This window comes from Pseudomonas sp. EA_35y_Pfl2_R5, from assembly GCF_963970805.1.
In the GTDB taxonomy this organism is placed as follows: Bacteria; Pseudomonadota; Gammaproteobacteria; order Pseudomonadales; family Pseudomonadaceae; genus Aquipseudomonas.
In genome coordinates, this window is sequence record NZ_CAXAOW010000002.1 from 1 (window position 1) to 25796 (window position 25796).

37 protein-coding genes are annotated in these 25796 nt (G+C 52.6%); 22 read left to right on the plus strand and 15 right to left on the minus strand.

What is annotated here, in order from left to right; all coding sequences use genetic code 11:
* Positions 1-142 precede the first annotated feature (142 nt).
* From AACX99_RS03865 to AACX99_RS03965, 21 genes are all read left to right on the plus strand, one after another.
* Positions 143-706, plus strand: a complete 564-nt coding sequence (locus tag AACX99_RS03865) for a suppressor of fused domain protein (protein ID WP_339409672.1) — start codon at positions 143-145, stop codon at positions 704-706.
* An 82-nt stretch (positions 707-788) separates the two neighbouring features.
* Complete coding sequence (locus tag AACX99_RS03870; protein ID WP_339409674.1) at positions 789-1262, plus strand: hypothetical protein; 474 nt, start codon at positions 789-791, stop codon at positions 1260-1262.
* 90 nt (positions 1263-1352) lie between these two features.
* On the plus strand, positions 1353-2327 hold the full coding sequence (locus AACX99_RS03875) for a hypothetical protein (RefSeq protein WP_339409675.1): 975 nt from the start codon (positions 1353-1355) through the stop codon (positions 2325-2327).
* Between the two features lie 98 nt (positions 2328-2425).
* Entirely contained in the window at positions 2426-2971 is a 546-nt protein-coding gene (locus tag AACX99_RS03880; RefSeq protein ID WP_339409676.1) for a hypothetical protein, read from the plus strand.
* A gap of 30 nt (positions 2972-3001) precedes the next feature.
* Positions 3002-3160 carry a hypothetical protein gene (locus AACX99_RS03885; protein WP_339409677.1) on the plus strand — a complete coding sequence of 53 codons (159 nt, stop codon included), beginning with the start codon at positions 3002-3004 and terminating at the stop codon, positions 3158-3160.
* A gap of 341 nt (positions 3161-3501) precedes the next feature.
* Positions 3502-3987 carry a hypothetical protein gene (locus AACX99_RS03890; protein ID WP_339409679.1) on the plus strand — a complete coding sequence of 162 codons (486 nt, stop codon included), beginning with the start codon at positions 3502-3504 and terminating at the stop codon, positions 3985-3987.
* An 84-nt stretch (positions 3988-4071) separates the two neighbouring features.
* Entirely contained in the window at positions 4072-4434 is a 363-nt protein-coding gene (locus AACX99_RS03895; protein WP_339409681.1) for a hypothetical protein, read from the plus strand.
* 86 nt (positions 4435-4520) lie between these two features.
* Complete coding sequence (gene rpsU, locus AACX99_RS03900) at positions 4521-4799, plus strand: 30S ribosomal protein S21 (RefSeq protein WP_339409683.1); 279 nt, start codon at positions 4521-4523, stop codon at positions 4797-4799.
* Between the two features lie 621 nt (positions 4800-5420).
* Positions 5421-5951 (plus strand): hypothetical protein, encoded by a 531-nt coding sequence (locus tag AACX99_RS03905; RefSeq protein WP_339409685.1) that lies wholly within the window; start codon positions 5421-5423, stop codon positions 5949-5951.
* 110 nt (positions 5952-6061) lie between these two features.
* On the plus strand, positions 6062-6760 hold the full coding sequence (locus AACX99_RS03910; protein WP_339409687.1) for a hypothetical protein: 699 nt from the start codon (positions 6062-6064) through the stop codon (positions 6758-6760).
* A 79-nt stretch (positions 6761-6839) separates the two neighbouring features.
* The gene (locus AACX99_RS03915; RefSeq protein ID WP_339409688.1) at positions 6840-7295 is read left to right on the plus strand and encodes a hypothetical protein; all 456 of its coding nucleotides are present in this window, start codon (positions 6840-6842) and stop codon (positions 7293-7295) included.
* Between the two features lie 94 nt (positions 7296-7389).
* Positions 7390-7680 carry a toxin-antitoxin system YwqK family antitoxin gene (locus AACX99_RS03920; RefSeq protein WP_339409689.1) on the plus strand — a complete coding sequence of 97 codons (291 nt, stop codon included), beginning with the start codon at positions 7390-7392 and terminating at the stop codon, positions 7678-7680.
* 97 nt (positions 7681-7777) lie between these two features.
* Entirely contained in the window at positions 7778-8314 is a 537-nt protein-coding gene (locus tag AACX99_RS03925; protein WP_339409690.1) for a DUF6985 domain-containing protein, read from the plus strand.
* An 89-nt stretch (positions 8315-8403) separates the two neighbouring features.
* Entirely contained in the window at positions 8404-8781 is a 378-nt protein-coding gene (locus tag AACX99_RS03930; protein ID WP_339409691.1) for a DUF7674 family protein, read from the plus strand.
* A gap of 75 nt (positions 8782-8856) precedes the next feature.
* Positions 8857-9306, plus strand: coding sequence for a hypothetical protein (locus AACX99_RS03935; RefSeq protein WP_339409693.1), 450 nt, complete (start codon positions 8857-8859; stop codon positions 9304-9306).
* A gap of 89 nt (positions 9307-9395) precedes the next feature.
* Positions 9396-9791, plus strand: coding sequence for a DUF6331 family protein (locus AACX99_RS03940; RefSeq protein WP_240223335.1), 396 nt, complete (start codon positions 9396-9398; stop codon positions 9789-9791).
* A gap of 89 nt (positions 9792-9880) precedes the next feature.
* Complete coding sequence (locus AACX99_RS03945; protein ID WP_339409698.1) at positions 9881-10315, plus strand: DUF3806 domain-containing protein; 435 nt, start codon at positions 9881-9883, stop codon at positions 10313-10315.
* A 76-nt stretch (positions 10316-10391) separates the two neighbouring features.
* Positions 10392-10781: a hypothetical protein gene (locus AACX99_RS03950; protein ID WP_339409700.1), complete on the plus strand. Its 390-nt coding sequence runs from the start codon at positions 10392-10394 to the stop codon at positions 10779-10781.
* 66 nt (positions 10782-10847) lie between these two features.
* Positions 10848-11486, plus strand: coding sequence for a hypothetical protein (locus AACX99_RS03955; protein ID WP_339409702.1), 639 nt, complete (start codon positions 10848-10850; stop codon positions 11484-11486).
* A gap of 82 nt (positions 11487-11568) precedes the next feature.
* Positions 11569-11901, plus strand: a complete 333-nt coding sequence (locus AACX99_RS03960; protein ID WP_339409703.1) for a hypothetical protein — start codon at positions 11569-11571, stop codon at positions 11899-11901.
* Positions 11902-12106: 205 nt separating this feature from the next.
* Positions 12107-12346, plus strand: a complete 240-nt coding sequence (locus tag AACX99_RS03965) for a hypothetical protein (RefSeq protein WP_339409704.1) — start codon at positions 12107-12109, stop codon at positions 12344-12346.
* An 88-nt stretch (positions 12347-12434) separates the two neighbouring features.
* Here the strand turns inward: AACX99_RS03965 and AACX99_RS03970 are convergent, their stop codons facing one another.
* The gene (locus tag AACX99_RS03970) at positions 12435-13403 is read right to left on the minus strand and encodes a GTP 3',8-cyclase MoaA (protein ID WP_339409705.1); all 969 of its coding nucleotides are present in this window, start codon (positions 13401-13403) and stop codon (positions 12435-12437) included.
* Positions 13404-13482: 79 nt separating this feature from the next.
* Positions 13483-14121, minus strand: coding sequence for a TetR/AcrR family transcriptional regulator (locus AACX99_RS03975; protein WP_339409707.1), 639 nt, complete (start codon positions 14119-14121; stop codon positions 13483-13485).
* Positions 14122-14197: 76 nt separating this feature from the next.
* Here AACX99_RS03975 and AACX99_RS03980 point away from each other — a divergent pair, with 76 nt between their 5' ends.
* Positions 14198-15331 (plus strand): aminotransferase class V-fold PLP-dependent enzyme, encoded by a 1134-nt coding sequence (locus AACX99_RS03980; RefSeq protein ID WP_339409708.1) that lies wholly within the window; start codon positions 14198-14200, stop codon positions 15329-15331.
* 296 nt (positions 15332-15627) lie between these two features.
* On the opposite strand, the gene AACX99_RS03985 is transcribed toward AACX99_RS03980, so the two are convergent.
* The 13 genes from AACX99_RS03985 to AACX99_RS04045 all read right to left on the minus strand — a co-directional run bounded on the left by AACX99_RS03985 (position 15628) and on the right by AACX99_RS04045 (position 25680).
* Complete coding sequence (locus AACX99_RS03985) at positions 15628-16410, minus strand: TatD family hydrolase (RefSeq protein WP_339409709.1); 783 nt, start codon at positions 16408-16410, stop codon at positions 15628-15630.
* A gap of 63 nt (positions 16411-16473) precedes the next feature.
* Entirely contained in the window at positions 16474-16830 is a 357-nt protein-coding gene (locus AACX99_RS03990) for a PilZ domain-containing protein (protein WP_090238100.1), read from the minus strand.
* A 36-nt stretch (positions 16831-16866) separates the two neighbouring features.
* Positions 16867-17853 (minus strand): DNA polymerase III subunit delta', encoded by a 987-nt coding sequence (locus AACX99_RS03995; protein ID WP_339409711.1) that lies wholly within the window; start codon positions 17851-17853, stop codon positions 16867-16869.
* Positions 17846-18478: a dTMP kinase gene (tmk, locus tag AACX99_RS04000; protein ID WP_339409712.1), complete on the minus strand. Its 633-nt coding sequence runs from the start codon at positions 18476-18478 to the stop codon at positions 17846-17848. Before tmk ends, AACX99_RS03995 begins: the two co-directional genes overlap by 8 nt.
* A 9-nt stretch (positions 18479-18487) precedes the next feature.
* The gene (gene mltG, locus AACX99_RS04005) at positions 18488-19540 is read right to left on the minus strand and encodes an endolytic transglycosylase MltG (RefSeq protein ID WP_339409714.1); all 1053 of its coding nucleotides are present in this window, start codon (positions 19538-19540) and stop codon (positions 18488-18490) included.
* 3 nt (positions 19541-19543) lie between these two features.
* Positions 19544-20359, minus strand: coding sequence for an aminodeoxychorismate lyase (gene pabC, locus AACX99_RS04010; protein ID WP_339409715.1), 816 nt, complete (start codon positions 20357-20359; stop codon positions 19544-19546).
* Entirely contained in the window at positions 20359-21603 is a 1245-nt protein-coding gene (gene fabF, locus AACX99_RS04015) for a beta-ketoacyl-ACP synthase II (RefSeq protein ID WP_339409717.1), read from the minus strand. Before fabF ends, pabC begins: the two co-directional genes overlap by 1 nt.
* Before the next feature lie 107 nt (positions 21604-21710).
* Positions 21711-21944, minus strand: coding sequence for an acyl carrier protein (acpP, locus tag AACX99_RS04020; RefSeq protein ID WP_058066290.1), 234 nt, complete (start codon positions 21942-21944; stop codon positions 21711-21713).
* 196 nt (positions 21945-22140) lie between these two features.
* A complete protein-coding gene (gene fabG, locus AACX99_RS04025) occupies positions 22141-22884 on the minus strand; it encodes a 3-oxoacyl-ACP reductase FabG (RefSeq protein ID WP_167141161.1) in 744 nt (247 codons plus the stop codon).
* 15 nt (positions 22885-22899) lie between these two features.
* A complete protein-coding gene (gene fabD, locus AACX99_RS04030) occupies positions 22900-23838 on the minus strand; it encodes an ACP S-malonyltransferase (RefSeq protein WP_339409721.1) in 939 nt (312 codons plus the stop codon).
* 104 nt (positions 23839-23942) lie between these two features.
* On the minus strand, positions 23943-24953 hold the full coding sequence (gene plsX, locus AACX99_RS04035; RefSeq protein WP_339409722.1) for a phosphate acyltransferase PlsX: 1011 nt from the start codon (positions 24951-24953) through the stop codon (positions 23943-23945).
* A 3-nt stretch (positions 24954-24956) separates the two neighbouring features.
* Positions 24957-25139: a 50S ribosomal protein L32 gene (gene rpmF / locus AACX99_RS04040; protein WP_002552688.1), complete on the minus strand. Its 183-nt coding sequence runs from the start codon at positions 25137-25139 to the stop codon at positions 24957-24959.
* 13 nt (positions 25140-25152) lie between these two features.
* Positions 25153-25680 (minus strand): YceD family protein, encoded by a 528-nt coding sequence (locus AACX99_RS04045; RefSeq protein WP_170049017.1) that lies wholly within the window; start codon positions 25678-25680, stop codon positions 25153-25155.
* Positions 25681-25796: the final 116 nt, after the last annotated feature.

The window sequence follows — 25796 nt, forward strand, 5'->3', positions numbered from 1 at the left end:
TTATTGAGGCAGAGCTTAAAGAGCACTCGCGGCTTAACGAAAATCGTGGGGAACCCTAACAAGTGGTTCAAGTCGTTCGCTTCGCTCACTCGGGACGGGCTAAAGCCCGCCCCTTAACCAAACGTTAGGCTCTAGGAGAGTTATGTCGCCATCACCTGAACATAAGGCTTGGGTCACGGTGCTTCGCAAGAAAATTCCAGATGGATTTCGTGTCCACAACTATTGGGACGAAAATGAGACCCACAGCATCGCGGTATTTTCAGGGCACAACGACGATGAATACTTTGCCTCAACTGTGGGATTAATGGATATAGAACAAAGGAATTATCAAGGCGACTCAATATGTACGGAGATACTAATTGAGCGTAGAGGAACAGAGCAATGGCTCGGAAATTTAGCGTCAACGATTGCTTTCTACGCCTTAAAAGATGGCTGGAAAATAGCTCCTGGAGTTATCTTTGAGCGCATGCTTGAAATATATGACTCGCAAACATCACTGCCCCACATAATGTTCGTGCCAATTTTTCAATGGGATGATATGAGCAGAGTCTTTGCGGGGGCTAAAACCATTTATCCTCTTCTTGCTGTTCCAATCTCTGAAAAAGAGTTGCAACTAGTGGCAAAGAGCGGATCGCAAGCGCTGGAAGATCGTTGGGTTGCGCTAAAAACTGATGTTTTTGACTGGTCGCGAGAGTGTGTGGCATAAGCCTAACAAATGGTTCAAACCGTTCGCTTCGCTCACTGGGACGGGCTAAAGCCCGCCCCTTAACCAAACGTTAGCGGTATATATGAATTTCAACGTAACCGAAAAATACAAACGTAGCGAAAAACGAAAAGTGATACTCGCCGCTTTGCTTTTCATCGGCATAATCGCCGGCGCTGCCTGGATGTTCATCTCCAGCGAAAGCATGTATCACAAAATACTAGCTGCAATTATTTTTTTGCTACTCGTCAAGCATCTGCCCGGCGCGTATAAAAATATAAAAAATCACGACTCATCCTATCCATCCGTATCCATTATCGAATCTGAGAATAAAATCGACATATCACACAAAGGTGCCGTTGTGAGCATGCCGTTATCGGATATAGAAAGCCTTAGAATCCAGAGCATTAAGGGCAATATTAAATCTCTACTGTTAACCACAAAATCTTTCAGTAACCTACGCTTTGAAGGCTATGAAAATTTAGCTGAAATGGCGGAGTTGCTTAAAAAATATACCCCGGTAGGAAAAATCCAAAATGCCACGTGGTATCACCGCTAACAACTGGTTCAAACCGTTCGCTTCGCTCACTGGGACGGGCTAAAGCCCGCCCCTTAACCAAACGTTAGCAATCATTCCGGAATACGGTGCATGTCGGAAACAAAAGCCAGAGCCGAGATACTAATTAAGTTACTCGGACCCAAAGTCGATGTAGCCTCCATTAAGGCTCAATTTTCTAGCGATGATAGTGATTGGCACAGGGTCAGTACCAAGGCATATCAAATACACATTCGAAATGCCAAAAAACAAAGAAGTGAAGATGAGAAAAAACAGAATATTTCTTGTACTTCAAATTCTGAAATAGCCGAAATAATCGAATCAAACAATAAGTTGGCAGATTACGCATTATGCCTCCCAGCAACGTCCACGATGGGAGAATTTAGACAGGTCAAGGCACTACTTAAAGACATGCCAAATAACGAGCACAAGCTGGTCTCTTTAGTAGAAAGCGCTGTGTTGGACCCACGCATTAGAGCCCTCCAAAAGAAGGGCCGATTTGAGCACTTCTCAGCCTTCAAAGAATTTGTTCAGCTAATTGAAGCTGCAACTATTTGCTATTTTCGAGGAAATTACATTAGCTCATATATGACGTTAATGCCGGTCACAGAAGGAATAATGCTTAGGTGGATGGGCTACAATGGGGATGGTGAAAAACCAGAATTTGATGAATTGAGAAAATTCTTCACAAAGGCTCATACTCGTCAACCCTGCCCAGGCAATCCTCTATTCCACGAAGTTTACGCAAAAGCTTGTGACAAGATATTAAACGAGCATTTATATAAACCATCAAAAAACGGCCCCGCCCACGCAAACTTTAATAGACACTTGGCAGCCCATCTATTGAATCAATCTCAATTTGCCACAAAAGAGAACTGCGTACGCCTGTTTTTACTTCTAGACATCATGTCTGAGCTATATTTGTACGAGACATTCTGTGGCGACCCAAGGTTTAATTTGTCTGGGGATGATATCGCCACAGAGTACAGTGCATATCAATCCCTTAAGTTTAATCACATGATCACTAGAGAGCCAGAGCAGCAACTACTAGGAAATATACAGCAGTGAATGCTAACAAACGGTTCAAGCCGTTCGCTTCGCTCACTCGGGACGGGCTGAAGCCCGCCCCTTAACCAGACGTTAGTTGCCGTGGTGGAAGTTCGCACATGAATGCAAAGGAATTTGTCGCAAGCTGGAAAGCGGAGAAGGATGAAAAACTCTGCGAAATGCTTGCGGGAAACGGTTACGTTGGGGCGAAACTTCGTGAGCTAAGCCTTTCTAGCGAGCAAATCGATAGCGTTGTTCACCTGCTTGACTCATTCGCAATCGATATTCTCTACACATTGCTTTTTGGTCTAGATGGGGCTGCTGGTGTTGGCGATGCTTTGCAGCAGCCCTTCGAGCTTCGAGATCAGGGTGGTGGCCTGGTCTACCGCGGAGGCGAACTCCAGGTTGAGGCATTTGAGCAGTTGCAGGAAACACCGACGTCCCTTGCAGCCCTCAAGGAGCGTGCATTGTTGATCCACCGACAGAGACTCGGCGAGACAACGCTCCGCGCAGTAAAGGATGCCCACGTAACGGACAGTGGAAGCTGCCGTTGCCCACATTGCGGCAGGTCCTTCGTTATAAACTCGCTGCGATCGTGGGATGGGGAGAAACACCGGACGTGTGGCGGCTACCTCAGGCTTGTCAAATGCTCGGATCGCACCTAGCCATTCGCTCAAGCGTTAGGTGCCGTCGGCATGAATCCAGACATTCACGATGCAGTTCACGACATAGTTCTGGAAATCGTCAACGCATCTGAAGCGGAAAACAAACAAACTCAGTGGACTGCTTATCAGCGACTCCAGGCAATCTGTGAAGGCAATGAAAAAGCAGAAAGCAACCATCCCTTCCAATGAGAAACTTCAGGTGATTTCACAAGTGACAAAAGACCGGCGCTAGGCTTCTATAAAAAGGCATTGGGCTATACCGTTACAGGTTCGCTTGATGAATATATCGCATCAATATGCCTAGCAATTACCGAAATACACATTATCCAGAGCAACACCACTAGCGCAAAAAAAACTTTGTTGGACAAGCTAACGACGCAGCATTAAAAACAGATGATTTATGACTTAGAAGAAGCATTAGCGAACTATTACTTCAGCTATAAAACGGCATCTAACAAATGGTTCAAATCGTTCGCTTCGCTCACTGGGACCGGCTAAAGCCGGCCCCTTAACCAAACGTTAGGGCTCATATGAAATTTATTGCAGGCCATTTGATCATTTTCTTGGTCGCGTTCGTTATTTTCTTTTTTACGTTTGGTTTGTATGCGGAGGTACAAAATCGAATTGATTACGAACAGATTAAATCCTCCCCAGGCTTTGCCAGTGCTATACCAAATGGAGTAACTGTATCTGGCTATGGCCCACTTCAAGCCAAGATTGTAGTATTCGACTACGCTGTCTCAGGCATTACATATCAATCAACTACAAGCAAAACCAATGCATCAGGAGCGCTCAATTATTTCACGGATGCAAAGTATCGGGAAGTTGCGTACGACACGAGTAATCCAAACGTCTCAATGTTGCGCCATTACTATACCCACCCATCACGCAAACATGAAACATTAGGAAAAATATTAATTATTACTGCGTTGATTGGTGCCGTGCCTGCACTATTTCTAACCTTTCTGATTGCTGCAGTTATGTGGGTAATAAAACGTGCCGCGAACTCGCCCTAACAACTGGTTCAAATCGTTCGCTTCGCTCACTGGGACGGGCTAAAGCCCGCCCCTTAACCAAACGTTAGACACCACAAGGAAGTTATGCGTAAGTCCATCAGCATCGCAATCGTAGTCGCCATCTCGATTGCTCATTACTCAATCATGGGTTATCTGGGCTATGACCCTGCACCTGAGTACGAAAACTTAATGGCTTGGTCTTTCGCTCTCATGGTTGCACTGTGGTGTTTGGATGACGCAAAGAAATATAACTTCCACCGACCTTATGAGTTCGGTGCTTTTATTTTCTTCCTCTGGCCAATCGTTTTGCCGGCGTATCTCATTCACACGCGGGGCTGGCGAGGCACACTCATATTTTTGGCCTTTCTATTTATAGCGCTATTGCCTTACATTTGCGGCTGGGTTTCTTACTACGCAAGCCCTGTTTACAGTGAATATGGCATCTAACATATGGTTCAAGTCGTTCGCTTCGCTCACTCGGGACCGGCTAAAGCCGGCCCCTTAACCAAACGTTAGAAGCCAAAGAAGGACAGGTGTCAGTCCATAAAACGCAAAATATGCCAGTGACAGTAAAGATAGAGAACGACGAGTCAATTGATTTAGCGCTTAGGAAATTAAGCAAAAAAGTCAAAAACGAAATGGATCGGCGCTGGTATAAGCGGCGGTTTGGTTACTATGAAAAGCCGTCCACACTTAAGCGGAAGAGCAAGAAAATGAAGAAGCTTACAATCCAATCTGGTGGCGCGTTATGGCTGAAAATTGGATTGAAAGAGCAGTTTTCAAAAAATGGTGGCTCGGCCGCCGGTCGTTAGTCGTGCAATTGTCTTCTAACAATTGGTTCAAAGCCGCTCGCTTCGCTCACTCGGGACGGGCTAAAGCCCGCCCCTTAACCAAACGTTATGTGCCAAATATGCAGAAACTTCTTAAGGCATATCTTAGAAACGAGATCTCAAAATCCGACCTCTCTTCGGCCGTACTCGACATTGATGGGATAGAAACCAGACTTGGAAGAACCCGCTATTTGCGCCTCAAACACGGAGATAAGCGGTCAGCGCTAGATCTATTTCAGGAACTTAATGAGTGCCCAGTTTGCTCCAAGCTTCATTCAGAAAATTTGGCTAGCTCAGAGGAGCTTTTCAATAAATTAGACAGCCTTAGCACCAGGGGGAAGATTGAGCGCACACAGAAGCCAGCCTGGTATGAGCCTCATCTTGCCAGGCGCAATCCATTTGGTGCTCAAGCTTTCTTTAAATGCAGCGAGTGTGCCTCAATTATTGAGGTCTGTGAGCCAGAGCGAATGTATAGGGGTTTCTGTGAAATCCTTGGCTAAAAGGCACATAACAACTGGTTCAAACCGTTCGCTTCGCTCACTGGGACGGGCTAAAGCCCGCCCCTTAACCAAACGTTATGTTCCCTAATACTGAGCCTACTTAATGATCGAAATTTTAGAAGCCTTCAAACCATTATTATTAGTTTTGCTAGGCTCCCTAACAGCAATACTTGGCGGCTTTTTCCAGTTTAGAGTTAGTGATAAATCTAGAAAAATCACTCTACTTTCTAACAAGCTAGAAAGAGCATACGAGTTATGCCAACTGATTTATGATGGCCACAAGCGAGAAATAAACAACGCTCGAATTTTTTTGCCTTACAATCCAGATAAATATGCAGAACAAAGAAATCATCCAGGCATGGAAATGAGTGAGCTAAAAATGCTAATTCGTGCGTATATGCCAGATCTAAATCCACAACTAGAAAATCTAGATAAAGGTCACAAGCCTCTCAAGAAAAGCTTCAATACTCTTGACCAAGCCGTCGCTCAAGGGCTCTTTGGCACCACTAGAACATTTACGATATTACAGGCTGATCGTGATTCAAGAAAATGGGATGATTACCTTGCTTTACTAAGCAAAGGCTCCTTTGAGCTAAAGAAATCACTAGAAGAAAGAATGAGCAAATTAGTTTGACGCTTAATCCGTGAACATAACAATTGGTTCAAATCGCTCACTCCGTTCGCTGGGACGGGCTAAAGCCCGCCCCTTAACCAAACGTTATAAGCCTTTAGGAAATATCTATGGTGAGCCCAGAAAACCGAAATCGGTTGCTTATCAAATTCATGGATGAGCAGTATGTCGACAGCTTTATAAATGAAGGCTTATTGTTCATGAACAATATTCAATACTTTAGAGCTTACGAAGATAGCGACCCTGCATTGAGAGGCGATGCACACGAAGGGCTTGCAGCCAGTTTCCTTCCTGAGAATATAACTTTAGAAATCAACGGCCACGTTATTACCGATGCCGTTGATAAAGTTGATTTACGGCAATGCCATCAGGATGAAACCAACATCTACAGCATGACGATAATCAGCGACCAAGACATATTGAGCGCTGGTGAGAGCGGTTTAAATCTATCGAGCAATTTCTTAAAATTTGGCAACAAGGCAATTTTCATAGGCGGTAGCGACATAAGTGAATTTTGGCGTCGATTAAAAAACGCCATCGACAATAATCAATCAATATATACGTTAGAAGAAAACAATATTGTCGGCAGCAAAATCAGCTATGTAGAGCGAAAGTTACATCACAGCCAACTGAGTGTATTCAATAAATTCAACGAGTATGCATGGCAGCACGAATGGCGTATTGCTCTAAAACAAACCGAGCGCATTGGTCCACTGCCACTTAAAATAGGCCGCCTCGCAGACATAGCGCATGTAATTGACACCGCAGACCTCATAAAAGAACCAATTAAACTCCAGCAAAAAGTCTTATAACTACTGGTTCAAGCCGTTCGCTTCGCTCACTCGGGACCGGCTAAAGCCGGCCCCTTAACCAAACGTTAGGCTTGCATAAATGGCGCACGAACAACTCCACCAAATTGCAGCCGACTTCTTCCGTGTATTTTCTCGTACGGAATATGCTCTTAAAGCAAGCGGATTTAACAATGGCAATGGCCCAGCCGAAGCCAATTGGGGAAATTTTGCCCGCGCAGTTGAAGCAGCTATTGGTAGCCCGTCAACTCCTGAGCTTCGCCAAGCAATCGAATATATCCTCAATGAACCTCCAAAGAAGCAATTTATCGAGAATGGCCTCATTGAGTGGAGAGATACTGCGCCACAAACAAATTCAAATTCTGATGCTTTATTTCAATACATTAGGCGAATTCGGAACAATTTATTCCATGGAGGTAAGTTCAACGGTCATTGGTTTGCTCCCGAGCGAAGCGAGCGCCTTATCAACGCAAGCCTAATAATTTTGCAGGCAGCAGTTGAGATGGAGCCCAGTGTTCGGGAGGCATACCATGGCTGACACCTCCAACAGCCTAACAAATGGTTCAAGTCGTTCGCTTCGCTCACTCGGGACCGCGTTCCGCGGCCCCTTAACCAAACGTTAGAGGCATCACATGGCTGACCTGCAAATTGCAGAAATCCCATATGAAAGTGGAAAAGTTAAGTTCCGTTACTCACGGTACTTGTCATCAGATGGATCACGATGGATAAGACATGGCCTATTTATTGCGTACCATCCAAATGGTCAAACCGCTTCGGAAGGAAACTATGAACATGGTTTGGAGCAAGGGCTCTGGCGTGACTTTCACGATAACAGCAAACTAGCTGCCGAAGGCGAATACCAAGCAGGCGAACAAATAGGTAATTGGAAATATTGGAACAATGAGGGTGTCAGCGAAGGCTAAAAGCCTCTAACAATTGGTTCAAACCGTTCGCTTCGCTCACTGGGACGGGCTAAAGCCCGCCCCTTAACCAAACGTTAGGCAGCAGAGGCTAGTCTCCATGTACAACACGAACGCACCAAGCTACCCAGAGTTCGTCGAGACTGAGTTCTTTCATGTCTCAACGGTTCGACTGCCCGCATTCGCAGGTATGCAGATCACCAACGGCCCGTACGGCGCGGTCTCCGAGCAGGGTCCGTCAACTGGCGAGACGCATGCGGTTGTAGGAAAGGAGCTAGATATTTCGGTTGCTCGTGAGGTGGTCGCCTGGGTTATAGAGCATCAAAAAGAAATACGGGCACTCCTCTTTCCGGCCTTGGTTGAGGGATACCACGCAATGAGGGAGCTAATCATCGAAAGTCTGATTGATGAGAGCCCCGAGGATGTGGTTCCAGAAATACAGTCACCGGAAGAGCTTGCGCCACTGTGTGGGCTAGTGGCTCTGCACATTGGCGGTATCACCCAAGATCGCCAACCGTTATTTGGTATCGAACTCGGGTGTAACTGGGAGCCAGAACACGGTGCTGGAGTTTGTTTTCAAGGCCTAACGATCGTGATGGCTGGCGAGGCGTCAGATGCATTCGCGTTCCCTCAGTGACGACGCCTAACAAATGGTTCAAATCGCTCGCTTCGCTCACTGGGACGGGCTAAAGCCCGCCCCTTAACCAAACGTTAGAGCCAGAACCCATGGAAACCGTTGTTGACCTATACAATGCCGTCAGAGATCGCTATCCAGAGATCGCAGAGGCCGCTGATAGAGTTCACATAAAAACTTGGGGCGAACCTGATCCTGAGTTTGCTTATTCTTGGTTCGAAAGCCTCGCAAACTCTTTGAATATCGACATGAATAAAGGCATCGACCCCAGCAATTACATGAAGCTTTTTTCATTTTTCAATCAAACATTGCAGGGCTGCGGTACAGAAATCAAAAACTGCATTGACGTAGCGTTTGTCGAGAATCTATTTTGGCGAATACCTAGTGACAAAGCGGAACCATACTGGGCAAAGCTGCCTGCATCACTTAAAGAGCTCTACATAGCGTTTCACAGCCGTGCACCGCTCTAACAAGTGGTTCAAATCGCTCGCTTCGCTCACTGGGACGGGCTAAAGCCCGCCCCTTAACCAAACGTTATGCACTTTATGAAATTACCGATTGAACTCGATAACGCCTTAAGTTTCATTCATGGATTCCTCAAGGCACTAGAAATAGCTGCAGGTAGGAAGGCTGGAATTTCTGTAGGCATCTATAGAAGCAAAGGGGCGCTAGAAGCCGACCTAGCCTTGCACCTTAAAAAATGCAAAATTAAATATTTAACAATGAAAACATCACTATCAAACCGTGATGAATTCATTAGTAAATCTTGGCGCCAACTAGATGCGTCACTTTCGCATTTATCAGCTACAGCTCTAGAAGACTTGAAATGGCAATTTGAAGAGTGTATCGGCCTACTATCCACGTCAATTGGTGAAGGTTCGCCTTTCAACCCTCTCTACAGCGTTCCAATTTACGAAGTCGAAGTCACAAGCAGCAATATGCACTCTCTACATACTTTTGAAATCTGTGGCTGGGGGCTTGTATTTTCCAGCTAACACAGCGCATAACAACTGGTTCAAACCGTTCGCTGCGCTCACTGGGACGGGCTAAAGCCCGCCCCTTAACCAAACGTTAGGCGTACCAGATGTCACACGACGAGCATAAGAATGACATCCGAATCGGAGAAAACGAGTGGATCGCATTCATTGATTTATCCGGGCGGTACGAGTCAGCTATAAATATTGATCATATAATTCATAAAACATCAGACCTATGGAACTCCTTGGAAACCGAGTGCGTTGCTGGCTGCTGCGGCATTGATGCTTTTTCTTTTTACCCTAAAGACATCATCAGCGCGATATCAGAAAACGATAACTCCCAGCTTGGGGCCTTGATCCAAGAAACCATAAATGAAATAGAGTGCCTTCCAACCACTGTAGTAGTTAGTAATCGTCTCAACAATTACGAAGACAAAGCCGTTTTCATTGCACTTCTAAACCACTTGCTCAAAGTCATTACAAGCACCAATGAACACGCCTAACAAATGGTTCAAGTCGCTCGCTTCGCTCACTCGGGACCGGCTAAAGCCGGCCCCTTAACCAAACGTTATGCGCCAAGAGAGAACCGTGTGTGGATCAAGTAATTATTGCGCCCGATGAAGAGTGGATTACTTACATCGCTAAAATGTGGTTGCTTGGGAGCCACATTTCAGAAGAAATTACGGGCCAAAAAATGGATGGCTCCATGCAAGATCTTGATCGCATTCAGGCCATAGTCGCCTCTGGCCAAGTTCAAATAGAAAATACTCAAGAATTGCAATCGTTTGGAATAGTCTTCGGCAAAGTCTTCGTAAACGAGACGCAAGACTATGATTGGTGGGTTGTTGAAGATGATTATGGCAAAGATGCCTGTGTCCGCTACAAGGAAACAAGCCTGCTTATATTCCCCCAAACAATGCTTTCAAAGCGCATTGAGGATGGTGAGGCAGTTGATGTTTCTGAGCTATTTTATGGCTTAAGGGCACAACTGGAACTCATCAAAAATGAAAGCTACGCAGACGCATAACAAGCGGTTCAAGCCGTTCGCTTCGCTCACTCGGGACCGGCTAAAGCCGGCCCCTTAACCTATCGTTAGGCAACACATGAAAGAAATCCGAGCCAGCGCATCATCAATTGACAATCCAAATATTGCTCCTGCACGCCATTCCAAGCCAGCACTATGGAAAATATTCTGGTTGGCATATGTGATGCCAGCATTGGCATGGCCTATAGCGCTTGGCTACAGCCATTTATCACTAACTTTTACAAACACCATGATTTCCATTGTCAAAGCCACTGGTCTTCCACCTCAAAAGGCAATATGGCTCACTGTTATCGCCCCCGTTTATTGCTACAGTTTTCTTTGCTGGTACTGGGTCTGGAAGTATGCAAGAAATACAAACATGGTCATCTGGGGCCATCTTGCAAAAATCGTCACCTTTATTCACTGTTTTTGGTCCGCACAAAAAGCAATCAGTTTTTGGGCGGCCTAACAATGCGCTCAAAGCGCTCACTTCGTTCGCTGGGACCGGCGAAGCCGGCCCCTTAGCTTAATCGTTATGGCCAAAGCCGACATGGAACAATTCATAAAATCGCAGTTATTGAAAGCTGATTTAATAGAGATTGATCGCCAGCTGTCAGTAACAGGCATTAATGATATGACAAGCATGCTTCTTTTAAAGCAGGCCTTCATAACAGTATCTAACTTAGTGGATTTCGAAATCACAATTCGAAGCATATATCGCGAGCACGAAAAGCTTTCCAGTGAATATAAGTCATCCTCGAAAAATTACGAGTTTGCCAAATATCTTAGAAACAAATATATCGGCCACATCAAGCAAGAATTAATTCAAAAATCCATAGAATGGAAGCCAGAACTCCGGTACTCATTAAAAAGAATCGACGAACCCGGAATGATGTTTATTTTCAACTTATTCATACTGGAAACAGCAATCAATACATATGTCAACGATGACGGTAGCCACAAAATATTTGAATCAGAAACAGATCTTAAATATCCGCCTGACTTAAAAAGATTTCTTATATACCTATCATCTACGGTACGCTCGGCAATTAGCTACCTGAGCAACCTAGCTAACGCCTTTGGTGAAAGGGTCGAAATGCTTGATGCAAGCGAACAGAAAATAGAGCACTGGATTGCTGCAGGCGAAACAAGGTTTGAATTCATAAAAAAGTAGCCATAACAAATGGTTCAAATCGCTCGCTGCGCTCACTGGGACGGGCTAAAGCCCGCCCCTTAACCAAACGTTAGGCACTGCCATGGCCATAATCGAGTGCGCGTTAACAATCGACTCACCTCCTGCCGAAGTCTATAAAGCATCACAAGACTATTCTGTTAGGTATCAGTGGGATCCCTTTCCTGAAAAAATTGAACTCTTAGGAGGGGCAACTGAAATTGGTATTGGAGTGAAGACACTCGTAGTAGCTAAATCAGGTTTAAAAATGGAGGTTCAATTTGTACAAGTTGCACCTCCAACAACGGCCGCTATTATCATGACCCAAGGCCCGTCATTTATTCACAGCTTTGGAGGTAGCTGGGTATTTAACCTCTCAGCCCAAACTCAACCAGAGCAAAATTTCGCTACTCAATAAAAACAAAGGCTTGGGCAGTACCACTAATTTCCGAATACATAGCATCCCTGTATTTTAAGAAAATTGTCATGGCAAGGTTAATCGGCCTTAAGACATACTGTGAACGGCGTGCCTAACAACTGGTTCAAATCGCTCGCTGCGCTCTCTGGGACGGGCTAAAGCCCGCCCCTTAACCAAACGTTAGGCATTTATCATAAAGGTCGGTATGGATACCAAAATAATTCAACGGGTTTACGGTTCATATTATGGTCGTAACCGGTCTTCAGCTTATCAAGATCTAGTTTTTACAGTTGCCACCGCAGAAAGCTTGGATGGGGATATCCAAACTCAAACCAAAGCAACTCTAGAAAAAATCGAGCGCAACCTAATCGAGCTTGGCTCTAACAAACATCAAATACTTTCAGCCCAAGTTTATCTTGCAAATATTTCAGACAAGCCTGTATGACAATGGGGTAGAACCCCTCTTAAAAAATCACGTTCCTTGGCCACTCACCACGAAAAGCCATCGCCACTTCCTAACTAGGGTGAATACCTTAGCCACCAATAATCTTCATCACAGTTGCACCTCCGGAAAATGCCACGCTCTGCTTGTCGCCCAGCGACTTGACCAGCAAGCCCTGTAATGCAGGTAACGCCTGGTGACGTGGCTTGTCGAGCAAATCGCCGATGTAGTGGCGATTGCTTGATGACAGGCAACCATGCAACCAGCCGGTCGAGGATAAACGCAGCCGCGAGCAGGTACGGCAGAACGGCACGCTTTCATTGGCGATTACGCCGAAGTGGCCGACTTCAGGAATGGCGAAACGCAGCGCGGTGGCGTCCAGCGGGGCGTGCGCCTGAACATAGCCATAGCGGCTGCCGACCAACGCCAGCAGCTCGGCCATGCCGACAAACTGACGCTGGAAACCATTGCCATCGCGAGCCAGATGGCCCATACGCATCAATTCGATAAAACGCAGCTCGAAGCCATTCGCTAGACAGTAGTCGAGCAGCGGCAGCACCTGGTCGAGGTTCTGTCCGCGCAACGGCACCATATTGACCTTGATCTGCATCCCCGCCGCCCGCGCCTGCTGCAGGCCATCGAGCACTGTCGCCAGATCGCCACCACGGGCAATGGTGCGAAATGCCGCAGCGTCGAGGGTGTCCAGGGAAATATTCAAGCGGCGGATGCCGCATTCGAGTAGCAGCGGCAGTTTGCGCGCCAGCAACTGACCGTTGCTGGTCAGGCTGATATCCGCTAACCCAAGCTGGCTGACGCCACGCAGAAAGCTCTCCAACTTGGGGCTGACCAGCGGCTCACCACCGGTGATGCGCAGGCGCTCAATGCCAGCAGCTTCGATCAGGTAGGCCACACCACGCAGCATGGCCTCCGCGGAGAGTTCGTCCTGCGCCGCTACCAGCCGCTTGCCATCGGGGACGCAGTAGGTGCAGGCGTAGTTGCAAGCGGCGGTCAGGCTGACCCGCAGATTGCGAAAGCGTCTGCCCTGGCGATCAACAATCATGCATGGCTCCAGCGAAGGTGAGCAGCGAGTATAGAGGCGCCGCCAGCCCAGCAGATTGTTTATCCACCCGCTGAATACCTCAGCTAGCCGGGGCGTCACCCTCGCGCTTGCGCTTGTTGCCCATGCGCACGCCGATATCCATGAGGAACTGGAAGAAACCTTCCTGATCTTCCAGCACATTGCTCCAGAACGGAGAGTGGTACAGCGCCACAGCGCCGTGCACCAACGCCCAGGCGGCGCAGTAATGGAAATACGGCGGCACGTCTTCCAGCTTGCCTTCGGCGATGCGGCCCTTGATCAGCTGGGTCAGACGCTCGAAGTTGGAGGCGCGAATTTTGTGCAGCTGCTCGACCATCTCTGGCACTTGATTGCCCTTGACCACCTTCTCTTCCAAGCGGTCGAACAAACGGTAGCGCTGCGGGTCGCGCATGCGGAACTCGAAATAGGCGCGCGACAGCGCTTCCTTGTCACGGTCAACATCGGCCGAGTGCAGCAGCTCGTTGAGATCGCGCTCGTAGTCCAGCATCAGGCGCAGGTAAATCTCCGCCTTGGATTTGAAGTGTTTGTAGATGGTGCCTTTGCCGATACCAACCGTGTCGGCAATCATCTCCACAGTCACGCTGTCTTCACCCTGGTCGAGGAAGAGCTTCAGGGCTGTGTCGAGAATTTCCTGTTCGCGGCGGCGAAACTCACGGACCTTGCGGGGTTCTTTATGCATAAAAGGACTACGGGGTCAAAAAAACGAAGGCGCGTATTATGCCTAACTAACGGCAAATTGCACGGATCATCCGACCATGTACGACGTTCATGACGAGTTTCCGCAACTTCCTGGCCTGCGCTACCTGAACCACGCAGCCGTTTCCCCTTGGCCACAACGAGCGGTCGATGCGGTCAGCCGCTTCGCCATCGAGAACGCGCAAGCTGGCGCGCGCGACTACCCTGCCTGGCTACAGGTCGAACGCCGACTGCGCGAGCGCTTACAGCGCTTGCTCAATGCGCCCTCCCACAGTGATATCGCGCTGGTGAAAAACACCTCCGAGGCGTTGTCCTTTGTCGCCTTCGGTCTGGATTGGCGGCCAGGCGACCAAGTGGTGATCAGCGACGAAGAATTCCCCTCCAACCGGATTGTCTGGGAAGCGCTCGCGCCGCTGGGTGTTGAGGTCGTGCAGGTCAATCTGCATCAGGGTGATGCGGAAGCAACCCTACTCGCCGCCTGCGGGCCGCGTACGCGGTTAATGGCGATCAGTGCGGTGCAGTACGCCAGCGGCCTGCGCCTGGATCTTCCGCGTTTAGGGCAGGGCTGCGAGGCGCGCGGCGTGCTGCTGTGCGTCGATGCCATTCAGCAGCTCGGCGCCCTGCCCTTCGACGTGCAAGCCAGCCAATGCGCCTTTGCCATGGCCGACGGGCACAAGTGGTTGCTCGGCCCGGAAGGCCTTGGGGTGTTCTATTGCCGCAGCGACCTGCGTGCACAGCTCAAGCTGCATGAATATGGCTGGCACATGCTCGAACATGCCGGCGACTACCAACGCACCAGCTGGGAGCCCGCACACAGCGCCCGGCGCTTTGAGTGCGGCAGCCCGAACATGCTCGGCGCCATGGCCCTGGAAGCGAGCCTGTCGCTGCTCGAAGAGGTTGGCATGACGCAGGTCGAGGACGCTCTACAGGAGCGTATGCAATGGTTAATTGATGGCCTACATAAGGTGCCCGGAGCGCGCGTGCACAGTGCCGTGGCACGCCAGCAGCGTGCCGGAATTCTGACCTTCAGCCTGGATGGCTGGCAGCATCAGGCCTTGTTTGAACGCCTCAAGGAACAGCAGGTGATCTGCGCACAGCGCGGTGCAGGTATCCGCCTGTCGCCACACTTCTACAGCGAACCCAGGGTTATTGAAGAGACACTGGCGCTGCTGCAGCAGCTAGCGCCTGCTTGAGGACTCAACAGCGCGATGTGTATTCCAAATCCGTTTAAGAATGCAGGCAAACTGCCTGGACGATCGCCAATATTCACCAATACTGATGAGTACTGGTGTGCGGCGTATCCCCCAAGCGCCCCGCCAGCCAAGGTACCGTGGACCGCGTACCTTGATTTACTCCTAATGGTCTTAACCCGGTCTCATCCCCCAGAGCCCGGGTTTTTTTTATGCCCGCCATCCATGGCGGCCTCCCCTCGGGCCGCCGCTACGCGACGTTAAAAATTGCTCCATTTATTGCGCTGAATCTGCGGAGCTCACTTCACCCGAGCCAGCGGGAATAGGCGCTTGAAATTGGCGGTGGTCTGCTCAGCCAATTGCTCAAAGCTCACGCCACGTAGCACCGCCAGGTATTCGGCCACATCACGTACATACTCAGGCAGGTTCGGCTTGCCGCGATGCGGGATGGGCGCCAGGTAAGGCGAGTCAGTCTCTACCAACAAACGATCCGCCGGCACCTGGCGCGCCACCTCACGCAGCGCCTCGGCATTGCGGAAGGTGACGATCCCGGACAGGGAAATATAGAAACCAATATCCAGCGCGGACTTGGCCATTTCCCAGTCTTCGGTAAAGCAATGCAGCACGCCGGCCTGCGGCAGCGCCGCTTCACGCAGCAACGCTAGAGTGTCGGCGCGCGCCTCGCGGGTATGCACGATCACCGGCTTGCCGGTAATCCGCGCCGCATCCAAGTGCAAACGAAATGACGCTTGTTGCAGCGCTGCGGACTCCGGCTCGTAGTGATAATCCAGGCCCGTTTCGCCGATGGCTACCACCTGCGGGTGGTTCAACTCACCGAGCAGCCAATCCAGCGCTGGCGCCGCGCCGGGCTCAAGGTCCAACGGGTGCACGCCGACTGAGCAGTCGACATCGGTATAACGCTCTGCCAGGCCTTTGACAGTGGCGGCATTATCGGCGCTGACGCCGATACACAGGAAATGACCAACGCCGCGCGCGCGCGCAGCATCCAGCGCCGCATCGAGCGAACCGCCATGGGCGGCCAGATCAAGGCGGTCAAGATGACAGTGGGAATCAACCAGCATGGGGAGCAATCACTTGAAAATCGGTGCCACAGAGCGAGCACCGTGATACGGAGGAAAAACCACTTACATGGTGTGCGTAGGGCGATCCGAAGTCAGCGCACCGGCCAAGTAGGTTTCGATCTTGTTGCGCGCGGTATTGTCGCCATCATTGAACTGCACACCCACACCGGCAGCGCGATTGCCCTGAGCGCCCTTGGGCGTGATCCAGACGACCTTGCCGGCGACCGGAATCTTTTCCGGTTCATCCATCAGGTTGAGCAGCATGAATACTTCATCGCCGAGCTTGTAGCTCTTGTTGGTTGGAATAAACAGGCCGCCGTTCTTGATAAAGGGCATGTAAGCGGCATAAAGCACGGATTTGTCCTTGATTGTCAGCGACAAAATTCCGTTACGCGGGCCCAAGTTAGGAGGCAGACTCATGCGGCATTCCTGATTTTATTCACTTAATAGCCGATTCTAGCCCGGTCCGGGCAAGCTTGCCCACTGCACCAGCAAGGCTTCGAGAAGCAAGACACGGTTCAGGTTAGCCTTACCGAGAACTTTCTGGCGCTGCGCCAGCAACCAATCCTGCATATTCAGCACTTTCGGCTGCGGGGTCTTCTCCGCCAGGTACTGCACCACCTTGCGCATATCGGCTTGCCCGAGGCCGTCTTCATCACGGGTCAGTTGATAACGCAGCATCAACTGTGACCACTGACAGAACCAGTCGAACAGCAATTGCAGCGATACCGCATTCCAGCTTTCGGCCAATTGACTGGGCGCGATTTGCTGTTTGAGCAGCTTCTTCACCCCCTCCACCACCTGCGCACGCTGGGTGGTAACGCCCTGCGCATGCATCTTCACCGCCGCCAGCGGCGAGCCGGCAGCCAGAAACAGCAACTCGCGATGCTCTTCAGCGCTACAGCCCGGCAGCGCCTGCGCCAGCCACGCCAGGCTCATCGTCTCGCTCGGCAGCGGACAAGCCTGCTGCACGCAGCGGCTTTTCACCGTCGGCAACAAGCGGCTAGGTTGATGGCTGATCAACAGCAACACGGTATTGCCGGACGGTTCTTCCAGACTCTTCAGCAAGGCGTTGGCAGCGTTGACGTTCATCGATTCGGTCGGTTCGACTAACACCACCTTGCGCCCGGCCAGTTGCGCGGTCTGCACGACGAAGCTGACCAGCTCACGCACCTGATCGACCTTGATCGCCTTGTCGGCTTCTTCCGGCTCCAGAATGTAGTTATCCGGATGGGTACCGGCTGCTAGCAGGTGGCAGGACTTGCACTGACCACATGCATCCAGGCCGGCAGGCTGCTGACACAGCAGCCGCGCCATCAAGCGCTCAGCCAAGGCACGTTTGCCGATACCCGCCGGCCCGTGCAGCAAATAGGCATGGGCATGCTGCGCGCGCCCCGCCAGTTGCTGCCAAAGTGAATCCTGCCAGGGGTAAGCGTCAGCCACGCTGCAGCTCCAGCAGTTGCGGCAGCAACTTATCCAATGCCTGCTGCACCTCGCTCAAGGATTGCGCGGCATCCAGAATACGGTAGCGCTGCGGTTGCTCAGCTGCACGCCGCAGGTAAGTCTGGCGCACGGCATCGAAGAACTGCCGGCCTTCCTGCTCGAAGCGATCCAGCCGACCACGAGCTGCGGCACGGGCCAGACCCACTTCAACCGGTAGATCAAATACAAGCGTCAGGTCCGGGCGAAGTGAGCCCTGAACGAATTCCTCCAGCAAGGCAATACGCACCTCGGAGAGCCCCCGACCACCGCCCTGATAGGCATAAGTTGCATCGGTAAAACGATCACAAAGCACCACAGCGCCGCGCACTAATGCCGGGCGAATCACCTGCGCCAGATGCTGCGCACGCGCAGCAAACACCAGCAGCAGTTCGGTATCGGCCGCCATCGGCTCATCACTGGGCGCCAACAGCAGCTCGCGCACCCGCTCAGCCAAGGGCGTACCGCCCGGTTCACGGGTCAACAGCACATCGATACCCTGCTCGCGCAGGCGCTCGGCCAGGTAGTCTCGGTTGGTGCTCTTGCCAGCGCCCTCCGGGCCTTCCAGGGTGATAAACAAACCGCTCACAGGCTGTCCTTACTGATTATTGGGCGCGACTGGGGGCGGACTGGAACGGTAATCCGCTCGGCGCTTGAGTTGATACTCACGCACAGCCCGATTGTGCTGCTCCAAGGTATTAGAAAATACGTGACTGCCATCACCACGGGCGACGAAGTACAGGCTGCTACCCGCCACCGGGTTGAGCGCCGCATGAATCGCTTCACGGCCAACCAGGGCGATCGGCGTCGGAGGCATCCCATCGATGGTGTAGGTGTTGTAGGCCGTCGGCTGACGCAGGTCATTACGAGTGATGCGGCCGTTGTAGCGTTCGCCCATACCGTAGATCACCGTTGGGTCAGTCTGCAGGCGCATGCCGATGCGTAGACGCCGCACAAACACTCCGGCAATTTCGCCACGTTCTTGCGGCACACCGGTTTCCTTCTCAATCATCGAGGCCATGATCAGTGCGTCATACGGTTCTTTGTACGGCAGGTCCTTGGCACGCTGCGCCCATTCCTCGGCCAGCACCTGCTCCAGCCGCACATGCGCCTGCTTGAGCAATTCCAGATCGCTCATGCCGCGGACAAAGCTGTAGGTATCGGGGAAGAAACGCCCTTCCGGATTCAAGCCCGGCAAGCCAAGCTTCTTCATCAGCTCGGCATCGCTCAGCTCGCTCAGGGTCAGCTCCAGGCGTGTTTCGCGTGCTAGTGCGGCGCGCACCTGACGGAAATTCCAGCCCTCAACCAACGTCAGGCTGTATTGCAGCACTTCACCGCGTCGCCACTGCCCAAGCATATCCAGCGCTGTAGCGCCAGGCATCAGCCGGTATTCGCCACTGTGCAGCGGTTGATTGCGCAAATTGAAGCGCCAGTAAAGGCGCAACCAGAAAGCCTGATCAAGGATGCCATCGGCCTCAAGACGATTGAGCACGCCACCGGGAGTTGCGCCTGCGGGCACGTCCACCAAGTACTCGTCAGTCAGGTTCAGCGGCTGGTGCAGCGCCGTATGCTGTTGCCAGGCGGCAAATGCTATCAGCAAGCCCGCCAGCAACACGCCAGCTTCCAACAGCAGCAAAAATTTGCGTATCACGAATCAGCAGTCCAGTAGATCGCGGGCAAGGGCCTGCAGTTTACGGGTGAGCGGGCCGACCGGCCAGCCGTGTGCAAGTAAAGCGCGAACTGGCCACACGCCATAGACGCTGTTACACAGCATCACCTCATCAGCCGCCAGCAACTCGGGGTAACTGATATCACGCACCTGACACTCGATACCTTGCGCAACCGCCTGAGCCAAAAGCTCGGCGCGCATTACGCCAGCCACCCCGCAACGCGACAAGTCAGCGGTAATCAGCACACCAGCGCTGACCAGCAACAGATTGCTGTAAACCCCCTCAATCACCCGGCCGCTGGTGTCCAGCATCAGGCCCTCGGCATGCTCGGCGTCCTGCCACTCGCTACGCGCCAGCACCTGCTCCAGTCGATTGAGATGCTTCAGGCCCGCCAGCAATGGCTGCTCGGCCAGACGCGTAGCGCAGCCAAACAGACGTACGCCCTGTTCGGCATAGGCCGCGGGATAAACAGGCTTCGCAGCCGCCTGTAGTATCACGCGAGACGGCACCGAGTGTGGCGGCGCATAACCACGTTGCCCATCACCACGAGTGAGAATGAGCTTGGCCACGCCCTCACCGAGCTGCTGACTGAAGGCCAGCACCTGCGCACGCACAGCCGGCTGATCAACGGGTATTTTCAGTCGTACACAACCTTCAGCCAAACGAGTCAGGTGGCGCTCCAACAACACCGGCTGCCCAGCCTTTACAGCGATGGTCTCAAACAGCCCATCGCCATAGGCCAAGCCGCGGTCCTTGACGGATAGCAGCTCGACCGGCTGACCATCGACCCAACTCAGCATCAACCAGCGAACCGGCGGAACACCAGCGAGCCGTTAGTGCCACCAAAGCCGAAGGAGTTGGACAGCACGATGTCCAGCGCCATGGCTTTGGCCTGGTGCGCGACGAAGTCCAGATCACAGCCTTCGTCCGGGTTATCCAGGTTGATGGTGGGCGGTGCCACCTGATCACGCAGTGCGAGAATGCTGAAGATCGCCTCCACCGCCCCGGCAGCGCCAAGCAGGTGGCCGGTCATGGACTTGGTCGAGCTGACCGCCAGCTTGTAAGCATGCTCACCGAACACCGACTTCACAGCCGCCACTTCAGCCTTGTCACCTGCTGAGGTCGAAGTACCGTGGGCGTTGATGTATTGCACCTGATCGGCGTTCAAACCGGCATCACGCAGGGCATTGGCCATGCAACGAGCAGCACCGGCGCCATCTTCTGGTGGTGAGGTCATGTGGTAAGCGTCGCCGCTCATGCCAAAGCCGATCAGCTCGGCATGGATGGTCGCGCCACGCGCCTTGGCGTGCTCCAACTCTTCCAGCACCAGCGCGCCAGCGCCGTCGGAGAGCACGAAGCCATCGCGATCTTTGTCCCACGGACGGCTGGCCCGGCCCGGCTCATCATTGCGGGTCGACAGCGCACGAGCAGCACCGAAGCCGCCCATACCCAGGCCGCAAGCGGCCATCTCGGCGCCACCGGCAACCATTACATCGGCTTCGCCGTAGGCAATGTTGCGCGCCGCCATACCGATGCAGTGCGTACCGGTAGTACAGGCCGTAGCAATGGCGTAATTAGGCCCCTGCAGCCCCAGATGGATCGACAGGAAACCAGAAATCATATTGATGATCGAACCAGGCACGAAAAACGGCGAAATACGCCGCGGCCCTTGCTCATGCAGCGATTTACAGTTGTTTTCGATATTGGTCAGGCCACCGATACCGGAGCCCATGGCCACACCGATGCGTTCACGGTTGGCATCGGTAACTTCCAGGCCGGAGTTGCGCACTGCCTGAAAGCTGGCAGCGAGACCGTACTGGATAAACAGATCGAGCTTGCGCGCCTCTTTGGCAGACAAGTATTCCTCGACGTTAAAACCCTTTACCGCACCACCAAAGCGCGTGGAGTAAGCGGAAAGATCCATATGCTCAAGCAGGCCAATGCCACTGCGGCCAGCCAAAATGCCCTGCCAGCTACTCGGCACATCGTTACCCAATGGCGACAGCATGCCCATACCGGTAACCACGACGCGTCTACGCGACACAGCAATCTCCTTTTCTAGTTATCAACGCCTGGAAAGCGCTTAAAGAAAAGCCGCACGCCTGATGAAGGGAGTGCGGCTTTTCCGAGTCGGGATCCGACGATTACGTTTTACGCGTGAGCGGTAACGTAGTCGATCGCTTCCTGAACGGTGGTGATCTTCTCGGCTTGTTCGTCCGGGATCTCGGTCTCGAATTCCTCCTCGAGAGCCATCACCAGCTCAACGGTGTCAAGAGAGTCGGCACCCAGGTCTTCAACGAAGGAAGCGCTGTTGGTGACTTCCTCTTCTTTGACGCCCAGTTGCTCGGCAACGATTTTCTTGACGCGCTCTTCGATGGTGCTCATACGTTGTTCTCACTCCTAATGGGACAAATCTTGGCCACTGTTCTGCAGCCAAGTGTATAGAAAGGGTTTTTAGCATTTCAAGCTGAATGCCGGGGTGCCCCACAAACACTTCAACGACCTGCCTATAAACCTGTTGCAGCTTTATAACGGATTTTAGACAGCATCTATGACAGTTTTCTGAAGCCATCCGTCACATTCAGCTCATGTACATCCCGCCGTTCACAGGGATAGTAGCGCCTGTAACGTAAGCCGCGCCATCAGAAGCGAGGAAAGCGACCACTTTTGCGATCTCTTCAGCCTGCCCCAAACGACCCAACGGAATCTGTGTCAGCAGCGCATCACGCTGTGCTTCCGGCAATTCGCGGGTCATATCGGTGTCGATAAAGCCCGGCGCCACGGCGTTCACGGTAATTGCCCGCGAACCCACTTCACGTGCCAACGCACGACCAAAACCTTCAAGACCGGCCTTGGCAGCCGCATAGTTGACCTGGCCACCGTTGCCCATGGCGCCCACCACCGATCCGATGTTGATGATGCGACCATAACGCGCCTTGGTCATACCACGCAGCACTGCTTTAGTCAGGCGATACAAGCTGCTCAGGTTGGTATTGATGACATCGAACCACTCGTCATCCTTCATTCGCAGCATCAGATTATCGCGGGTGATGCCAGCGTTATTGACCAGAATCAACGGCTGACCAAGATGTTGCTGGATATGTTCGAGGGTACTGGCGACCGACTCACTGTCACTGACGTCGAGTACCAGCCCAGCCCCTTCAATACCATTGGCTTTCAGGGTTTCCGCTATCCGCTCGGCACCCGACGCGGTGGTGGCGGTACCAATAACCACCGCACCCTGACGCCCCAACTCCAGGGCAATCGCCTGGCCAATGCCACGGCTCGCGCCAGTGACCAGTGCAACCTTACCTTGCAGGCTCATATCGTTTCTCCTTAATCAGACCAGGGCCGCGTTCGCAGCAGCGAAGGCGTCCGGGGTGTCCAGGTTATGGGTATTGATGCCTTTGACGCAGCGCTTGTTCAAACCAGACAACACCTTGCCCGGACCGCATTCAACCAGATCAGTCACGCCCTGCGCAGACAGGCAGACAATCGACTCAACCCAACGCACCGGGCTATAGAGCTGAGCCAGCAGATCACGCTTGAGCCCTTCCAGATCAGTCACTGCCGCAGCGCTGACGTTCTGTACCAAAGCGATTTGCGGAGCCTGCCAGTCAATTGCCGCTACTGCTTCGGCAAAGCGCTCAGCCGCAGGGCGCATCAGCGCGCAATGCGACGGCACGCTAACCGGCAAGGGCATGGCGCGCTTGGCGCCACGTGCCTTGCACGCCTCAATGGCGCGCTCGACGGCAGCAGCGCCGCCGGCGATCACCACCTGGCCCGGGGCATTGAAATTCACCGCGCTGACCACTTCGCCCTGCGCAGCTGCGGCGCAAGCCGCCAATACATCAGCATCTTCCAGGCCGAGAATCGCCGCCATGCCACCCTGCCCAGCTGGAACAGCCTGCTGCATCAGCTGGCCGCGATGCTCAACCAGCTTAACCGCCGCGGCCAAGGACAAGCTGCCCGCTGCAACCAGCGCCGAGTATTCACCCAAGCTGTGGCCAGCGACAAAAGCCGGACGCGCGGCGCTCTCAGCAAGCCAGGCACGCCACAGCGCAACAGAGGCGGTGAGAATCGCCGGCTGGGTTTTGTCAGTTTGATTGAGTTGCTCTTCAGGACCTTGCTGGGTCAACGCCCAGAGGTCATAGCCGAGGGCTTCGGAAGCCTCAGCGAAGGTGTCGAGGATCAGCGGCCGTTGCGCACCATGCTCGGCGAGCATGCTCAGCGACTGGGAACCCTGACCCGGGAAGACGAATGCGAGAGATGCAGACATGGAAACCTGTTCCTAATGATCGTGATCGTCGGTAATACGCGCCCAGCCTAGCCAAGCGCAAGAAACTGACAGTTGGATGACAGGCTGCCCGCCGCAGTCACATTCTAAAGCAGGTGCTCACCCAAGCGACCGTGCAAACGCTGCGGCAAATTCTCTTCAATCTCCCGCAAAGCTCGGCGAATAGCGCTTTTAAAGCCATCAGGCCCGGCGGCACCATGACTTTTCACCACAATACCCTGCAATCCGACAAAACTCGCACCATTGTGCTGCGCCGGAGCCAACTCACCCTGCAAACGCCGCAACAGCGGTAACGCCAAAGCCCCCACCAAACGCGCCGCCAGGCTGGACGTGAACAGCGCCTCAATGCGAGCGGCAATCATCGCCGCCAGGCCTTCGCTGGACTTGAGCAGGATATTGCCGACAAAGCCATCGCACACCACCACATCGGCCTCACCGCGATACAACCCATCACCCTCGACAAAGCCGATGTAATTCAAGCCTTCCGCCTGCTGCAGCAAACTGGCCGCCAGCTTGACCTGCTGATTACCCTTGATCTCTTCAGTGCCGACGTTCAGCAACGCCACACGCGGACGCACTGTGCCTAGCGCTTCAGCTGTAACTGAGCCCATCACGGCAAACTGGTAAAGGTGCTCGGCACTGCAATCGACATTGGCGCCCAGATCAAGCAGGTGACAGAAGCCCGCCTGCGTAGGAATGGCGGCGACCATGGCCGGACGGTCAATTCCCGGCAGAGTTTTCAGCACATGGCGCGACAGAGCCATCAAGGCACCGGTATTGCCGGCACTGACACAGGCCCGCACCGCCCCACTGCGCAATAACTCAAGACTGATGCGCATCGACGAATCCGGCTTGCCGCGCAGCGCGCGGGCCGGCCGCTCGTCCATCTCGATAACCTCGCCAGCATGCGCAACGCGCAGGCGCACACGATCAACACCGGGATAGCGGGCAATCAGAGATTCAAGAAGAGAGGATTGGCCGACGAGGACCAGGTGTAACGAAGGGTATTCAGCCAGACAGGAGATGCAGGCTGGAACAATGCAGTGGGGACCGAAGTCCCCACCCATTGCATCAATCGCTATGATCGGAGCGGACAAGATTTACTCGTCAGCGCCCTTGTCGATCACTTTACGACCACGGTAAACGCCTTCTGGCGACACGTGGTGACGCAGGTGGATTTCACCGGTGGTTTTCTCGACCGACAGAGTGCTGGCCTCGAGGGCATCGTGCGAACGACGCATGTCACGGGCGGAACGGGATTTTTTGTTCTGCTGAACAGCCATAACTAATTAACTCCTAAACGTTTGGGTCACGCTTTAACTGCGCCAATACACTGAACGGGTTGGACCGCGTTACCTCGTCCTCGCTCGACTCGGGCTCTTCGAGGCCGGTCGGCTGCTGGCAATCTTTAGGGTCATGAGCCGGGACAATGGGCAAGGCGAGCAGAAGCTCCTCCTCAACCAGCGCCAGCAGATCCAATGGGTCTTCACCCAACTCAATCACGTCATAGCCTTGCGGCACTGACTGGGTATTCGCACCCTCTTTCACCACAGCGTAATCACACGCACTGTGGATCGGCAAAGTGACCAGCTCCAGACAACGCTGGCAAACCATCTTGACTTCAACCTCAAGCTCGCTGTGAAAAACTACAGCATTGCGCTCGTCGCGCTCGAAGAAGAACTTCGTACGCACCATGCCTTGGTTATCGGCAAGCGGGCCGCAGAGTCGCTGCAAATCTGACAGTTGCAGCTCACCTTCAAGGGTGGCGCTACGATCGGCTAATTTGCGCGGATCAACGTGAGGTGGAATCGGGCCATTTGACATAGGCGGCGCATTTTAGGGATGCAACCCGCCGCTGTCAAAGGAAATTCGGCCTGTCCAGCATATGGACCGACAGCTAGAATTGCCCACCCTCTGCAAACTCCTATATAGAAGGAAAT

What these genes read in the sequence shown, in the direction of transcription:
- AACX99_RS03870 (WP_339409674.1), top strand. Translation starts at nt 789, where the DNA reads ATGAATTTCAACGTAACCGAAAAATACAAACGTAGCGAAAAACGAAAA.
- AACX99_RS03955 (WP_339409702.1), top strand. Translation starts at nt 10,848, where the DNA reads ATGGCCAAAGCCGACATGGAACAATTCATAAAATCGCAGTTATTGAAA.
- AACX99_RS03960 (WP_339409703.1), top strand. Translation starts at nt 11,569, where the DNA reads ATGGCCATAATCGAGTGCGCGTTAACAATCGACTCACCTCCTGCCGAA.
- AACX99_RS03975 (WP_339409707.1), bottom strand. Translation starts at nt 14,121, where the DNA reads ATGCATAAAGAACCCCGCAAGGTCCGTGAGTTTCGCCGCCGCGAACAG.
- fabG (WP_167141161.1), bottom strand. Translation starts at nt 22,884, where the DNA reads ATGAGCCTGCAAGGTAAGGTTGCACTGGTCACTGGCGCGAGCCGTGGC.
- AACX99_RS03950 (WP_339409700.1), top strand. Translation starts at nt 10,392, where the DNA reads ATGAAAGAAATCCGAGCCAGCGCATCATCAATTGACAATCCAAATATT.
- AACX99_RS03905 (WP_339409685.1), top strand. Translation starts at nt 5,421, where the DNA reads ATGATCGAAATTTTAGAAGCCTTCAAACCATTATTATTAGTTTTGCTA.
- acpP (WP_058066290.1), bottom strand. Translation starts at nt 21,944, where the DNA reads ATGAGCACCATCGAAGAGCGCGTCAAGAAAATCGTTGCCGAGCAACTG.
- AACX99_RS04045 (WP_170049017.1), bottom strand. Translation starts at nt 25,680, where the DNA reads ATGTCAAATGGCCCGATTCCACCTCACGTTGATCCGCGCAAATTAGCC.
- AACX99_RS03925 (WP_339409690.1), top strand. Translation starts at nt 7,778, where the DNA reads ATGTACAACACGAACGCACCAAGCTACCCAGAGTTCGTCGAGACTGAG.
- AACX99_RS03970 (WP_339409705.1), bottom strand. Translation starts at nt 13,403, where the DNA reads ATGATTGTTGATCGCCAGGGCAGACGCTTTCGCAATCTGCGGGTCAGC.
- AACX99_RS03990 (WP_090238100.1), bottom strand. Translation starts at nt 16,830, where the DNA reads ATGAGTCTGCCTCCTAACTTGGGCCCGCGTAACGGAATTTTGTCGCTG.
- AACX99_RS03875 (WP_339409675.1), top strand. Translation starts at nt 1,353, where the DNA reads ATGTCGGAAACAAAAGCCAGAGCCGAGATACTAATTAAGTTACTCGGA.
- pabC (WP_339409715.1), bottom strand. Translation starts at nt 20,359, where the DNA reads ATGCTGAGTTGGGTCGATGGTCAGCCGGTCGAGCTGCTATCCGTCAAG.
- AACX99_RS03915 (WP_339409688.1), top strand. Translation starts at nt 6,840, where the DNA reads ATGGCGCACGAACAACTCCACCAAATTGCAGCCGACTTCTTCCGTGTA.
- AACX99_RS03880 (WP_339409676.1), top strand. Translation starts at nt 2,426, where the DNA reads ATGAATGCAAAGGAATTTGTCGCAAGCTGGAAAGCGGAGAAGGATGAA.
- AACX99_RS03890 (WP_339409679.1), top strand. Translation starts at nt 3,502, where the DNA reads ATGAAATTTATTGCAGGCCATTTGATCATTTTCTTGGTCGCGTTCGTT.
- AACX99_RS03965 (WP_339409704.1), top strand. Translation starts at nt 12,107, where the DNA reads ATGGATACCAAAATAATTCAACGGGTTTACGGTTCATATTATGGTCGT.
- AACX99_RS03935 (WP_339409693.1), top strand. Translation starts at nt 8,857, where the DNA reads ATGAAATTACCGATTGAACTCGATAACGCCTTAAGTTTCATTCATGGA.
- AACX99_RS03985 (WP_339409709.1), bottom strand. Translation starts at nt 16,410, where the DNA reads ATGCTGGTTGATTCCCACTGTCATCTTGACCGCCTTGATCTGGCCGCC.
- AACX99_RS03920 (WP_339409689.1), top strand. Translation starts at nt 7,390, where the DNA reads ATGGCTGACCTGCAAATTGCAGAAATCCCATATGAAAGTGGAAAAGTT.
- AACX99_RS03865 (WP_339409672.1), top strand. Translation starts at nt 143, where the DNA reads ATGTCGCCATCACCTGAACATAAGGCTTGGGTCACGGTGCTTCGCAAG.
- AACX99_RS03930 (WP_339409691.1), top strand. Translation starts at nt 8,404, where the DNA reads ATGGAAACCGTTGTTGACCTATACAATGCCGTCAGAGATCGCTATCCA.
- AACX99_RS03885 (WP_339409677.1), top strand. Translation starts at nt 3,002, where the DNA reads ATGAATCCAGACATTCACGATGCAGTTCACGACATAGTTCTGGAAATC.
- AACX99_RS03895 (WP_339409681.1), top strand. Translation starts at nt 4,072, where the DNA reads ATGCGTAAGTCCATCAGCATCGCAATCGTAGTCGCCATCTCGATTGCT.
- fabD (WP_339409721.1), bottom strand. Translation starts at nt 23,838, where the DNA reads ATGTCTGCATCTCTCGCATTCGTCTTCCCGGGTCAGGGTTCCCAGTCG.
- AACX99_RS03940 (WP_240223335.1), top strand. Translation starts at nt 9,396, where the DNA reads ATGTCACACGACGAGCATAAGAATGACATCCGAATCGGAGAAAACGAG.
- AACX99_RS03980 (WP_339409708.1), top strand. Translation starts at nt 14,198, where the DNA reads ATGTACGACGTTCATGACGAGTTTCCGCAACTTCCTGGCCTGCGCTAC.
- rpmF (WP_002552688.1), bottom strand. Translation starts at nt 25,139, where the DNA reads ATGGCTGTTCAGCAGAACAAAAAATCCCGTTCCGCCCGTGACATGCGT.